The sequence below is a fragment of the Paraburkholderia sp. CNPSo 3274 genome (assembly GCF_024206475.1).
GTDB lineage: Bacteria > Pseudomonadota > Gammaproteobacteria > Burkholderiales > Burkholderiaceae > Paraburkholderia.
In genome coordinates, this window is record NZ_JAMBPR010000006.1 from 193035 (window position 1) to 206368 (window position 13334).

The following is a 13334-nucleotide window of genomic DNA, read 5'->3' on the forward strand; positions in this document are numbered from 1 at the left end:
GAACACGTCCGCGCCGCGCGCAAAGCGTCCTCGCACGGGTTGTCGGAGCCGCAAAGGGGTGATCCGGTCCGCTCTTGTCTTATGTCTTATATAAGACGCAGAAATCGGCTAGGCGCAATATGCATTAAGATCTCGGCGCTAGCCAGTCATCCATTCGTACCCGTCGCCCTGTCATGCGTTTAATCGCCCTCAATAAGCCGTTCGGCACGATCTGTCAGTTTTCGCCGCACGAAACACGCCAGTCTCTCGCGGACTGGGTGAAGGTGCCGGGCGTCTATCCCGCGGGCCGGCTCGACTCCGATAGCGAAGGTCTCCTGCTCCTCACCGACGACGGCGCATTGCAAGCGCGCATTGCCGAACCGAAACGCAAGCTCGTGAAGCGCTATTGGGCGCAAGTGGAAGGCGAACCCGATGCAGGAGCACTTGCTGCGCTCGAACGCGGCGTCGATCTCGGTGACTTCGTGACGCAGCCGTGTCAAACAAGAATCATTGTTGCGCCCGAAAATTTGTGGCCGCGTAATCCGCCGATTCGTTATCGCGCGGCAATACCCACCACGTGGGTGGAGATCGCGATCAGCGAAGGCAAGAACCGGCAAGTGCGACGGATGACCGCGGCAGTGGGCTACCCAACGTTGCGACTCGTACGCGTCGCGATCGGCGCGCTCGATATTTTTTCGCTTGGCCTCACGCCCGGCGAAAGCATCGACGTGCCCACCAATGGGCCCTGGCAAAACACGTCTCACAAACACAAGTGATTGTTGCGCAAGCACTTTTCGCTTGCTGATCGATTTTTTTCGAATCACGCAGCACGTCCCTCACCTTTCTGTTGCGTCTCGTTACGAAGCAAATGAAAGTTTGCGTCAACCGTCTCGCGAGACCATGCGTTATTCGACGCAGATGCCGCCAGAAGCTATCCGGCATCCAGCCTTCAGGGTCCTCGCAGCAATGTACGGTCCCGACCGCTGGCAGACGCAGAAATCAAATTCACGCGAATTTGTCGAAAGCGACTGTCAACCGAAAGGTGGATGGCACGTTTACCGACCTGACTCCAAAAACCGGGTCACTTGGTTAATTAACTCAAGCTTGAGGATTCACAACATGAACAAACTGATCGCTGCTCTGGTCGCTGGCCTCTTCGCATCGGCTGCATTCGCACAAGCTTCGGCTCCGGAAGCTGCTTCGGCTGCTCCGGCTGCTGCTGCTTCGGCTGCTCACAAGTCGTCGCACAAGAAGGCACACAAGAAGTCGACGCACAAGAAGGCAGCGAAGGCTGAAGCCGCTTCGGCAGCTTCGGAGTAAGCTTGCTGTAAGACGCATGAAGAAGCGGTATTCGTTGCCGCTCTTCAGCGCGACGAAAGGCAGAGCGCTGCAAGGCGTTCTGCCTTTTTGTTTGGCTGCTTGATTATTAGCCATTTTTTTGACACGCACGCGCACCACATCACGTTGATGACGTGAACCGCGCCGCGCATTTTGACCCGTTCAGACCTGGTCGCGTAACATGCGCGGATTAACCTACAGCAAGGAGTCTCTCGTGCGATTTTCCCTGCGCTCGTTCTTCGTGCGCTGCGCGCTTGCCGTCGCATTGCCATTTGCCGCTTTTGCGGCGCTCACGTTCACCGCGGCGGCAACGTCGAGCATCGCACAGGCGCAGCAGATGCCGCCGGGCGCCAAGCAGCCGGGCGAATTTCCGCGCGTGAAGCTCACGGCAGGCATGTTCGTGATCGACGCAGCGGTCGCCGCCAACGACGCGGACCGCGAACAAGGCCTCATGTACCGTTCGCAGCTCGGGCCCAATGAAGGCATGCTGTTCGTGTTCGGCGAAAACGCCGTGCACTGCTTCTGGATGAAGAACACGCTGATCCCGCTGTCGATCGCTTTCATTCGCGCCGACGGCACGATCACCGACATCGACGAGATGCAGGCCGAAACGACCAACAACCACTGCCCGCGCAACAACGGCACCTTCGCGCTCGAAATGCCCAAGGGCTGGTTCACGTCGAAGGGCATCAAGCCCGGCATGGTGATTCAGGGACTGCCGCCGCTGCAGTAAGCGCGCGGTGACCCAGCGCGCGGCATTCGCGCGCTGCGCGAACAGTGCAAGCCGGCCCCGCACGCACGCGGCGCCGGCTTTTTTGCGCCAGAGTTTCTATCCACGAGCGGTGGTACCTGCGAGCGCCCGCATGCGCGGTGCCACGGCGCATTGCGCGCGCCTGCCCGCCAGCGCGCCGCCTGGCGCCGCCGCGGCCCGCTGTCGCCACTTCCCGCGCCGCGACATACGTCCTGCAAAACCGGCGCGCAAGCGCTATCCTATTAATCCCACGCATGGCACGTGCCACCAAGGCGCACGCCGTGCGGCGCATCGGGCCGCGCGCTGGCCGCGCCGCGTGCCGCCCGGCAGCTTCCATGGCGCGTCATTCCAAGGAGATCACCGTGCCTCGCAAGACCCCCATCGAGCGCTATCGCAACATCGGGATCAGCGCTCACATCGACGCCGGCAAAACCACGACGACCGAGCGCATCCTTTTCTACACCGGCGTGAATCACAAGCTCGGCGAGGTTCACGACGGCGCGGCGACCATGGACTGGATGGAGCAGGAACAGGAACGCGGCATCACGATCACCTCGGCCGCGACCACTGCGTTCTGGAAGGGCATGGCCGGCAATTACCCCGAACACCGCATCAACATCATTGACACTCCGGGGCACGTGGACTTCACGATCGAAGTCGAGCGTTCCATGCGCGTGCTCGACGGCGCGTGCATGGTGTACGACTCCGTGGGCGGCGTGCAGCCGCAGTCGGAAACCGTGTGGCGTCAGGCGAACAAGTACAAGGTCCCGCGCATTGCGTTCGTCAACAAGATGGATCGCGTGGGCGCAGACTTCTTCCGCGTGCAGCGGCAGATTGGCGAGCGCCTGAAGGGCGTGGCCGTGCCTATCCAGATTCCGGTGGGCGCGGAAGACCACTTCCAGGGCGTGGTCGATCTCGTGAAGATGAAGGCGATTGTCTGGGACGACGAAAGCCAGGGCGTGAAGTTCGAGTACGAGGAGATTCCCGCGAATCTCATCGAGCTCGCGCACGAGTGGCGCGGGAAAATGATCGAAGCCGCCGCCGAAGCCGACGAAACGCTGCTCGAGAAGTATCTTCACGACCACGAAAGCCTGACCGAAGAGGAAATCAAGGGCGGCCTGCGCAAGCGCACGATCGCCAACGAAATCGTGCCGATGCTCTGTGGCAGCGCGTTCAAGAACAAGGGCGTGCAGGCGATGCTCGACGCCGTGATCGACTACCTGCCCTCGCCGGTGGACGTGCCCGCGATTCTCGGCCACGACCTCCACGACAAGGAAATCGAGCGCCACCCGAGCGACGAAGAGCCATTCTCCGCACTCGCCTTCAAGATCATGACCGACCCGTTCGTCGGGCAATTGATCTTCTTCCGCGTCTATTCGGGCGTGGTGAATTCGGGCGACACGGTGCTCAACGCGACCAAGGACAAGAAGGAGCGCCTGGGCCGTATCCTGCAGATGCACGCGAACGAGCGCAAGGAAATCAAGGAAGTGCGCGCGGGCGACATCGCGGCCGCGGTGGGCCTGAAGGAAGCGACGACGGGCGACACGCTCTGCGATCCGGCGCATGCCATCGTGCTCGAAAGGATGATCTTCCCCGAGCCCGTGATCTCGCAGGCCGTCGAGCCGAAGACCAAGGCCGACCAGGAAAAGATGGGCATCGCGCTCAATCGCCTCGCACAGGAAGACCCGTCGTTCCGCGTGCAAACCGATGAAGAGTCCGGCCAGACCATCATCTCGGGCATGGGCGAGCTGCACCTCGAAATTCTCGTCGATCGTATGAAGCGCGAGTTCGGCGTGGAGGCGACCGTCGGCAAGCCGCAGGTCGCGTATCGCGAGACCGTGAAGAACAAGGTCGAGGACATCGAAGGCAAATTCGTCAAGCAGTCGGGCGGGCGCGGCCAGTATGGCCACGCAGTCATCACGCTCGAACCGCAGCCGCCGGGCAAGGGCTACGAGTTCGTCGACGCCATCAAGGGCGGCGTGATTCCGCGCGAGTTCATCCCGGCAGTCGACAAGGGCATTCAGGAAACGCTCAAGGCGGGCGTGCTCGCGGGCTACCCTGTGGTCGACACGAAGGTCACGCTCACGTTCGGCTCGTACCACGACGTGGACTCGAACGAAAACGCCTTCCGTATGGCCGGTTCGATGGCCTTCAAGGACGCGATGCGCAAGGCCAAGCCGATTTTGCTCGAGCCGATGATGGCCGTGGAAGTGGAGACGCCCGAGGACTTCATGGGCAACGTGATGGGCGATCTGTCGAGCCGTCGCGGCATCGTGCAGGGCATGGAGGACATCGCGGGCGGCGGCGGCAAGATCGTGCGCGCCGAAGTGCCGCTCTCGGAGATGTTCGGCTACTCCACGTCGCTGCGCTCGCTCACGCAGGGCCGCGCCACGTACACGATGGAGTTCAAGCACTACGCGGAAACGCCGCAGAACGTGGCAGAAGCGGTCATCAACGCGAAGAAGACGTAAGGCAGGCGACGTGCAGGCGTTGCTGTGCACGTGAAAGCCCGTCCCCTTGCGGACGGGCTTTTTTGCATGCACGCGGCGCAATTTTGACCATGCCACAATGGGGCGGTAACGCTGCGACGCCCACAGTCAAGGAGACACGACGATGAGTCACGAACACGACCATGAGCATCCTCATGAACACCCTCACGACGACGCCCCCATCGACTGGCGCGAAAACGGCGTCAAGGTGATACGCGGCGATCAGCTCGACACGAACACGGCGCAAACGCCCGGCATGAACCGCGCGGCCGCGATCAGCGCCGCGCGCGTGGGCGCGCAGAAGATCTGGGCGGGCACGGTGACGATCCATCCGAACGCGAAGACCGGCGCGCATCATCACGGCGCGCTGGAAAGCGTGATCTATGTCGTGCGCGGTCACGCACGCATGCGCTGGGGCGAGCATCTGGAGTTCACGGCCGAGGCGGGCCCGGGCGACTTCATCTTCGTGCCGCCCTACGTACCGCACCAGGAGATCAACGCGAGCACCGACGATCCGCTCGAATGCGTGCTCGTGCGCAGCGACAACGAGGCCGTCGTGGTGAACCTGAACATCGACGCCGTCGAAGCGCCGGAAACCGTGTACTGGGTCGATCCCATCCACCGTCATCCGCACGACCATTGAGCGCCCGGCGGCACCTGCCGCCTTCCATGACGCAATGACGCAATGACGCAATGACGACGCCCGCCGCCTCGCTCCGCGCCCGCCTGATTCCGCTCTATGCCGCGCTCATCGCCGCCAATCTCGGCGCGTGGGCGTGGGCGCTGATCGCGTTTCGCCACTATCCGCTGCTGCTCGGCACGGCGGCGCTCGCCTACGGCTTCGGCCTGCGCCACGCGGTGGACGCCGACCATATCGCCGCCATCGACGCCGTCACGCGCAAGCTCATGCAGCAGGGCCAGCGCCCGCTCGGCGTGGGACTCGCGTTTTCGCTCGGCCATTCGACGGTCGTGATCGCCGCCACGCTCGGCATCGCGCTCACGGCGCTCTCGCTGCATGGCCGCTTCGAGCAGTTCCACGAGATCGGCTCGACCATCGGCACGCTCGTTTCGTCGACGTTCCTGCTCGTGCTCGCGGGCGTGAACCTCGTGATCCTGCGCGATGTGTGGATGCGTTACCGCCGCGCGCAGCAAGGCGGCGACGTCGCGCTCGCCGCCGATGCGCCCGCGCCCGCCGGCCTCTTCTCACGCGCGCTGAGGCCGCTCTTTGCTCTCGTCACGAAAAGCTGGCACCTGTACCCCGTGGGCGTGCTGTTCGGCCTCGGCTTCGACACGGCCACTGAAATCGGCCTGCTCGCCATCGCGGCCGCCGAAGCGGGCAAGGGCCTGCCGATGTATTCGATTCTCGTGTTCCCCGCGCTCTTCACGGCGGGCATGACACTCGTCGATTCCACCGACAACGTATTGATGGTCCACGCCTACGGCTGGGCGATGGACGATCCCAGGCGCAAGCTCTACTACAACGCGAGCATCACGTTCGTCTCGGCGCTCGTGGCGATCGCGATCGGCGGCGTGGAAGCCCTCGGGCTCATCGCCGACAAGCTCGGCGCGAGCGGCGGTGCGTGGACGCTCATCGCCGGCCTGAACGAGCGCTTCGGCGAGCTGGGCTACGGCATCGTCGCGGCATTCATCGCCTGCTGGATCGGCTCGGTGCTGCTCCATCGCTGGCGCCGGCCCGCCGCGGCCCGCTAAAACACTCACGCGCCTCGCACGGCGCGCCTCGGGCGCGCAACCCCGCGAAACCCTACCCTTCGCCTCGTTTGCCGAAAGCGCGTAAACTAGGCCCAGCCATTGCATTCGATCGCCCCGTCAATCGTTTCACTTTGCTGCACCCATTCGTCGTCTGCCGTACCGCATGCCGCCGTCGCGCAAGCCCTCTGGCCTCGCGCGTCCCCTGAACGGAATCGCACGGAAACCCGCACCGATGAAACGACCGCAGTCCCGCCGTCCGCATGACGTGTCCAACCCGTCCCGCCTCGAAGCGCTGCGCCCTCAGGCCGGCGATCACGGCAACCACGCACTCGACGAATTCGCTGCCGGCCGCCTCACGCGCCGCGAGTTGCTGCGCTACGCAAGCGCGGTAGGCCTCACTGCACTGCCTGCGTTTGCCGGACTCATCGCGCCGCGCGGCGCGCACGCACAGGGCGCGGCGAAGCCCGGCGACCAGACGATCCGCGTGGCGCACCTGATGCCCGCGGGCGCCGTCGATCCGCTTACCGTGACCGATGCGGGCGCGCTGTGTCTCCTGAACCAGACCGGCGAATTCCTCGCCAACGACGACGCGCAAGGCCATTTGCAACCCGCCCTCGCGCTCTCCTGGCAAGCCAACGCCGAAGCGGACGTCTGGACGTTCAAGCTGCGCCCCAACGTGAAATTCCACGACGGCCAGCCGTTCGGCGCGAAGGACGTGGTGGCGACCTTCGATCGCCTGGCCGACCCCGCAACCGGCTCGGCGGCGCTCTCGGTGCTCAAGGGCGTGCTCTCGAAAGGCGGCACGAAGGCCATCGACGATCACACGGTCGAGTTCCACCTCGACGCGCCCAACGGCAACTTCGCCTACTACGTTTCTTCGGACAACTACAACGCCGTGATGCTGCCCGCCAACTATGCGGGCAATTACGAAAAGAGCTTTATCGGCACCGGGCCGTTCAAGCTCGATAAATTCGAAGCGCGGCGCGGCGTGAGCTTCGTGCGCAATCCCGACTATTGGGGCGACAAGGCGCTGCCCGCGCGCGTGGAATTCGCCTTCTACGCCGACGAGCAGGCGCAATTGCTCGCGCTGCAAGGCCACCAGGCCGACGTGATGGGCACCTTCACCGTGCAGGGCGGCATCGGCATCCTGAACAATCCCGACTTCAAGGTGATCGGCGTGCGCTCGAGCGCGCACCGCCAGATCCACATGCGCAACGACTCGCCCACGTTCAAGGACAAGCGCGTACGTCAGGCGCTCGCGCTTGCGCTCGATCGCGACGTGCTCGTGCGCGGGCTGTTCAAGGGCCGCGCGGTGGTGGGCAACGACAGCCCGTTCGCGCCCATCTTCCCTTCCACGGCAACCGATGTGCCGCAGCGCAAGATCGATGTCGCGAAGGCACGCCAGTTGCTCGCGCAGGCGGGCGTCACCAACGGCTTCGACGTGACGCTCACCACCGAGAAGTACATGGAAATACCGGACATCGCCGTGGTCGTGCAGAACGCGGCGAAGGCGGTCGGCATTCGCATCGCGCTCAAGGTGGAAAGCCAGTCGCAGTACTACGGCGCGGGCACGTTCGGCAAATCGGACTGGCTCGACTCGCCGCTCGGCATGACCGACTATGGACACCGCGGCGTGCCGAACGTGTTCCTCAACGCGCCGCTCACCTCGGGCGGCACGTGGAATGCTGCGCACTTTCGCAACGCGCAGTACGACAAGCTGGTCGCGCAGTTCGCGGCGACGCTCGACGTGGCGGCCCAGAAGCAGGTGGCAAGGCAGATCCAGACGCTGCTGCTCGACGAGACGCCCGTGATCATCCCGTACTTCTACGACCAGTTGATCGCACAGCGCGCCGTGCTTTCGGGCGTGCGCTTCACCGCGCTCGCCCAGCTCTATTTCGACCGCGCGACGCTCGCCGCCTGAACCGGCACGCGAGGCTAGCGCACCCGAAACGGAGGTCCGATGGCTACTCCGCTCCCGCCCATACCGAATCCGACCGGCGCCGTGCGCGCATTCGCCCCGCGCGCGGGCGTCGCACGCTTTCTCGGCCGGCGCGCCGCCTGGGCGATCTTCACGCTCTGGCTGCTCTCGGTGCTCGTGTTCGCGGGCGGCCAGCTGCTGCCCGGCGACATCGGCCGCGCCGTGCTGGGCCCGCTCGCCGACGCGCGCGCCGTGGCCGCACTCAATCACGAACTGGGCGCGGACCGGCCGGTGCTCGATCAGTACGTTTCGTGGATCACGCATGCGCTGCGCGGCGACTTCGGCATGTCGTGGAGCTACAAGCAGCCCGTGGCGCCGTTCGTGGGCGACGCGCTTCTGCAGTCGGCCAGGCTCGGCCTGCTCGCGTTCGTGGTGGTGGTGCCGCTCGGCATCGCGGGCGGCGTATGGGCGGCGCTCCACGAAGGCCGCCTGATCGACCGCGCGATCAGCACGGGCGGCCTGTGCGCGAGCGCCGTGCCGGAGTTCGTCTCGTCGATCGTGCTGATCCTGATCTTCGGCGTGTGGCTGCGCTGGCTGCCCATCGAGGCCACCGCGCCCAGCGGCGCGGGCGTGCTCGAACAATTGCGGCATCTCGTGCTGCCCGTGCTGCCGCTCGTGCTCGTGTTCTTCGGCTACCTCGCGCGCATCGCGCGCGCGGGCACGATCACGGCGCTCGACGCCGACTACACGCGCACCGCGATTCTCAAGGGACTGCCGAGCCACGTCGTGATCATGCGGCACGTGCTGCGCAATGCGCTGCTGCCCAGCGTGACGGTGGCGGCCACGCAGCTCGGTTATCTGATCGGCGGACTCGTCGTGGTCGAATCGCTGTTCCGCTATCCGGGCATAGGCTCCCTCATCTTCAACGCCGCGAAGGCCAAGGACTTCCCGTTGCTCGAAGCGGGCGTGCTCGCGGTGGGCGCGGTCTATACAGTCGCCAATCTCGCCGCCGACGCCCTGCACGCGTTCCTCGACCCGCGCCTGCGAACGCCGGGAGGCACATGACCGATATGGCCTCCGAATCAATTTCTCCGGGCGGCGAACCGCCTGGTGCGCAACCGTCTGGCGGGCCAGGCGAAGAAACGCTTGCCGATACGCGTCTGCGCGACACGCTGCATCTGCTGCTGCGCTCGCCCTCGTTCGCCGCGGGCGCGCTGATCCTCCTGTGGTGGATCGTCTGCGCACTCGCGGGCCAGTGGTTCGCGCCGCACGACGCCTATGCGTCCGATCCGCTCAGCTCGCTCCTGCCACCGGACCATACGCACTGGTGCGGCACCGATCAGCTTGGCCGCGACATCTGCTCGCGCGTGATCGTGGGCGCGCGCGACATTCTCACGATCGCGCCGCTCGCCACGCTCGTCGGCACGCTCGCGGGCGCGGCGCTCGGGCTCGTCACGGGCTATTTCGAAGGCGCATTCGGCACGCTCGTCGCGCGCACGCTCGACGCCGTGCTCGCGCTGCCGCTCGTGATCGTCGCGCTGCTCGTGCTCGCGGCCGTAGGGGCCTCAAATCTCGCCGTGGTGCTCGTGATCGGCATTACGTTTGCGCCGCTCGTCGCGCGTACGGTGCGCGCGGCGGTGCTCGCCGAGCGTCATCTCGACTACGTGGCGGCCGCTCGTTTGCGCGGCGCGAACGCCCTCGCCGTGATGTTCACGGAGATCCTGCCGAACGTATGGCCGCCCATCGTCGTCGAGGCGACGGTGCGCCTCGGCTATGCAATCTTCGCAGTGGCGACGCTCTCGTTCCTCGGCTTCGGCATCCAGCCGCCGTCCGCCGACTGGGGGCTCGCGCTCGCCGAGTCGTACACGCTGCTCGCGGGCGGCGCATGGTGGACCGTGGCTTTCGACGCGCTCGCCATCGCCTCGCTCGTGGTGGCCGTGAACCTGATCGCCGACAGCCTGCGCGAGGTGCTCCAGTCGTGAACCGCCCCGCTTCTTCACGCCCCGCTCTCGCCACTTTCAGCGCGCCGCGCGACGACGACGCACTCGCGCTCGTCGGCCTCACTGTCGCTTACCGCATGCGCGGGCGCGACCGCGACGTGCTCACCGACGTCTCGCTGCGCATCCGGCGCGGCGAAGCGTATGGGCTCGTCGGTGAATCGGGCTGCGGCAAGTCGACGGTCGCGCTCGCCGCGCTGCGCTATCTCCCGCGCAACGGCCGCGTGAAGGCCGGGCGCATTGCGATTGCGGGCGGGGACGTGCTGGCGCTCGACGCCGACGGCCTGCGCACGCTGCGCGCCAACGCCGTTTCGATGGTCTATCAGGACCCCGCTAGCGCGCTCAACCCCACGCTCACGATTGCCCGCCAGCTAAACGAAGCGTTCGAAGCCGCGGGCGCCGACGCAAGCGCGGCCCGCTCGCGCTCGCACGCGATGCTTGAACGCGTGCGCATTGCCGACCCGGGCCGCGTGCTGGCGAGCTATCCGCATCAGCTCTCGGGCGGCATGCAGCAGCGCGTGGTGATTGCGATGGCGCTCGCGTCGAACCCCGCGCTCCTGATCCTCGACGAACCCACCACGGGCCTCGACGCCACTGTCGAGGCCGAAGTGCTCGACCTCATCGCGAAGCTGCGTGCGGAGCTCGGCATGGCGGTGCTGCTCATCAGCCACGACCTTGCGGTGATCGGGCGCATGTGCGAACGCGTGGGCGTGCTCTACGCGGGACGGCTAGTCGAGGAAGGCGCCACGCGCGACGTGTTCGAGCGCGCGCGGCATCCGTACACGGTCGGCCTGCTGCGCTGCCTGCCAGCGCACGGCCGCAACAAGCATGGGGGCGCGCTCGACACGATACCGGGCGAGTTGCCGGCGCCAGGCGCGGGCACCACCGGCTGTATCTACGCACCGCGCTGTCGCCTCGCCGACGCGCGTTGCCGCGTGGAAGCGCCGCCACCGCATCGCATGACGTCGCCCCACGGGGAGCAGATGTCACGCTGCCACTTTCACGAACGCGCGATCGAGTTGCCGTTCGGCAATCTGATCGGAGGCAGCGACGATTCGCAGACCTCGAGTAACGGCTCTTCGAATGGCGAAGCCGAGCCGCGCGTCGTTTTGCGCGCGCTCGACGTCTCGCGCACCTTCGGACACGGCGCGCAAGCCGTGCGCGCACTCGACAGCGTGTCGATCGAACTGCATGCGGGGGAGACGCTCGGCCTCGTGGGCGAATCGGGCAGCGGCAAGACGACACTCGCGCGCATGCTGCTCGGCCTGCATGCGCCAGATGCTGGCGGCGCCGTCGAGCTCGACGGCAAGCGCCTGCACGCTCACGTCGCGCGCCGTCGCGCCGACGAGCGCGCGGCGTTGCGCGTCGTGTTCCAGCATCCGGACGCCTCACTCAATCGCGCGCTGCCGGTGAAACGGCTGATCGAGCGCGCGCTGTCCCGGCCGCACGACGACACGCCGGCAGATCACCAAGCCTCGGACGAATCGCGCATCGCGGGCCTGCTCGAAGCCGTGCGCGTGCCGGCGCGCTATCTCGTGGCGCGCGCACGGCAACTCTCAGGCGGCCTCAAGCAGCGCGTGGCGATCGCCCAGGCGTTCGCGGGCGAGCCGCGCATCGTGATCTGCGACGAGCCCACCTCGGCGCTCGACGTCTCCGTGCAAGCCGCGATTCTCAACCTGCTCGCGCGCCTGCAGCGCGAACGCGGCGTGAGCTACCTGTTCATTTCGCATGACCTCGATGTCGTGCGCTATCTCGCCGATCGCATCGTCGTGCTCTACGCGGGACGCGTCGTGGAAAGCGGCCCGGCCGGCGCCGTGTTCGACGGCCCCTGGCATCCGTATACAGAAATGCTGCTGGCCGCGCGCGCGCTCGGCGTGGCTTCGCCAAACGGCGCGCAGGCCGCGGGGCGCGGCTGCATCTTCAGCGCGCACTGCCCGCGCAAGCTCGGCGCCATTTGCGACGACGCGCCACCACCGCTCGCCGACGCGGGTGGCGGCCATCGCATTCTCTGCCACATTCCCGTAGACGAATTGCGCGCACAACAGAGCGCCACCACGGCCACACAAGCGGCGCCCTGACGGTGCGATAGCGTTCGTATCGCACCAGCATCGTTGCGCCGTCCGCTTTCGCAACGCAAATCGCGCCATTCGGCGCGCGCGTTTCATCGCCGTAACGTTTTCCGCGCTTTTTCTGCCACGTGGGCGACACATCAATTGTTAAGTCCACCCCGCACGCCCCTCCCCGCCCGATGGCACAAAACTGGCTATATCGGCACCAGGCATCCGGCCGCTGCAATCCAGTGCAATCCACCCCGACACGCGCGGGTCGTCGCACCGGGCGGACGGATGACCGGCTGCTCGACGCGCTTGTAATCTGCCGTCCCACGCCATGGGTTCCGGCAATCCACAAGTAGTCCTGCACAAACCGGTCATCCTGCGCGCGGCCTGACCGGGTGCCTTTTGTTTGGCGAGTTCCGCTCCAGCCGGATCGAACCTGATACGCCGGCACGAAGCGGGTAGCGAGCCTGACGGAGTCGGCGCACGCGCACAAGGCGTGCAGCCTGCACGGGGGCATGAGGGACGACAGCGCATCACGCTGCCGTCTTGCGGGGAGAACAAGATGAAAAAGACCAACATTCATCAGTACAGCTATTGGATAAGACGGGGAGCTGGTATGTGCGCGGTGGGCGCGGGCGTTTTGTTCCCCGCGATCTCTGCCCACGCCGCAGGCGATGCCATCAATCCGGTGATCCTGCTCGCAGATGCACCTTTGCCGGCGAGCGGGGCCGAGGGCTTCGGGGCTTTCAGCGCACCGGTTGCTGCGCGATCGCCTGCCGCCAGCACCTCGTCGAAAACGGATTCGGAGTCCGATTCAGCTACGCTGGCGAGCGACGTTTCTACCGTATTCGCACCGAACGATTGCATCAGCCGTACGGGCAGCGCGTGTTTCCGGGGCAACGGCGGCGGCCACGGCGGCTCAGGTTCTTCGAGCGGCAGCAACGGAAGCAACGGCGGCGGCGGTGCGGGCGCCGCGACGGCCAGTACGGGAGGGCTTGGCCGCAGCGGCAGTTCTGGCGTGGGAGGGACGGGACCGAGCGGATCGGGAGGCGGTTCCAGCAACTCCGGCGGCGGGAGAGGCGGCAGTGGAAAAGG

Annotated in this window: 11 protein-coding genes; all 11 read left to right on the plus strand. The window is 66.0% G+C overall.

Features of this window, described 5'->3' with window-relative positions:
- Nucleotides 1-173: 173 nt before the first annotated feature.
- Nucleotides 174-755 carry a pseudouridine synthase gene (locus M3I54_RS06195; RefSeq protein ID WP_254333895.1) on the plus strand — a complete coding sequence of 194 codons (582 nt, stop codon included), beginning with the start codon at nucleotides 174-176 and terminating at the stop codon, nucleotides 753-755.
- Between the two features lie 343 nt (nucleotides 756-1098).
- Nucleotides 1099-1299, plus strand: a complete 201-nt coding sequence (locus M3I54_RS06200; RefSeq protein WP_254333896.1) for a hypothetical protein — start codon at nucleotides 1099-1101, stop codon at nucleotides 1297-1299.
- A gap of 232 nt (nucleotides 1300-1531) precedes the next feature.
- Nucleotides 1532-2050, plus strand: coding sequence for a DUF192 domain-containing protein (locus M3I54_RS06205; protein ID WP_254333897.1), 519 nt, complete (start codon nucleotides 1532-1534; stop codon nucleotides 2048-2050).
- Between the two features lie 380 nt (nucleotides 2051-2430).
- Nucleotides 2431-4539 (plus strand): elongation factor G, encoded by a 2109-nt coding sequence (gene fusA, locus M3I54_RS06210; protein ID WP_254333899.1) that lies wholly within the window; start codon nucleotides 2431-2433, stop codon nucleotides 4537-4539.
- A 142-nt stretch (nucleotides 4540-4681) separates the two neighbouring features.
- On the plus strand, nucleotides 4682-5200 hold the full coding sequence (locus M3I54_RS06215) for a cupin domain-containing protein (protein ID WP_254333901.1): 519 nt from the start codon (nucleotides 4682-4684) through the stop codon (nucleotides 5198-5200).
- 50 nt (nucleotides 5201-5250) lie between these two features.
- Nucleotides 5251-6267: a HoxN/HupN/NixA family nickel/cobalt transporter gene (locus tag M3I54_RS06220; RefSeq protein WP_254333903.1), complete on the plus strand. Its 1017-nt coding sequence runs from the start codon at nucleotides 5251-5253 to the stop codon at nucleotides 6265-6267.
- A gap of 232 nt (nucleotides 6268-6499) precedes the next feature.
- The gene (locus M3I54_RS06225) at nucleotides 6500-8188 is read left to right on the plus strand and encodes an ABC transporter substrate-binding protein (RefSeq protein WP_254333905.1); all 1689 of its coding nucleotides are present in this window, start codon (nucleotides 6500-6502) and stop codon (nucleotides 8186-8188) included.
- Nucleotides 8189-8227: 39 nt separating this feature from the next.
- Nucleotides 8228-9250 carry an ABC transporter permease gene (locus M3I54_RS06230; protein ID WP_254333907.1) on the plus strand — a complete coding sequence of 341 codons (1023 nt, stop codon included), beginning with the start codon at nucleotides 8228-8230 and terminating at the stop codon, nucleotides 9248-9250.
- Nucleotides 9251-9255: 5 nt separating this feature from the next.
- Entirely contained in the window at nucleotides 9256-10167 is a 912-nt protein-coding gene (locus tag M3I54_RS06235) for an ABC transporter permease (protein WP_375542099.1), read from the plus strand.
- Nucleotides 10164-12260, plus strand: a complete 2097-nt coding sequence (locus tag M3I54_RS06240) for an ABC transporter ATP-binding protein (protein ID WP_254333911.1) — start codon at nucleotides 10164-10166, stop codon at nucleotides 12258-12260. The genes M3I54_RS06235 and M3I54_RS06240 overlap by 4 nt, the downstream gene beginning before the upstream one ends.
- A 541-nt stretch (nucleotides 12261-12801) precedes the next feature.
- The coding region (locus M3I54_RS06245) for a hypothetical protein (RefSeq protein WP_254333913.1) at nucleotides 12802-13334 on the plus strand (533 nt) is incomplete at its 3' end.

What these genes read in the sequence shown, in the direction of transcription:
- M3I54_RS06235 (WP_375542099.1), top strand. Translation starts at nt 9,256, where the DNA reads ATGGCCTCCGAATCAATTTCTCCGGGCGGCGAACCGCCTGGTGCGCAA.
- M3I54_RS06220 (WP_254333903.1), top strand. Translation starts at nt 5,251, where the DNA reads ATGACGACGCCCGCCGCCTCGCTCCGCGCCCGCCTGATTCCGCTCTAT.
- M3I54_RS06225 (WP_254333905.1), top strand. Translation starts at nt 6,500, where the DNA reads ATGAAACGACCGCAGTCCCGCCGTCCGCATGACGTGTCCAACCCGTCC.
- M3I54_RS06195 (WP_254333895.1), top strand. Translation starts at nt 174, where the DNA reads ATGCGTTTAATCGCCCTCAATAAGCCGTTCGGCACGATCTGTCAGTTT.
- M3I54_RS06200 (WP_254333896.1), top strand. Translation starts at nt 1,099, where the DNA reads ATGAACAAACTGATCGCTGCTCTGGTCGCTGGCCTCTTCGCATCGGCT.
- M3I54_RS06215 (WP_254333901.1), top strand. Translation starts at nt 4,682, where the DNA reads ATGAGTCACGAACACGACCATGAGCATCCTCATGAACACCCTCACGAC.
- M3I54_RS06230 (WP_254333907.1), top strand. Translation starts at nt 8,228, where the DNA reads ATGGCTACTCCGCTCCCGCCCATACCGAATCCGACCGGCGCCGTGCGC.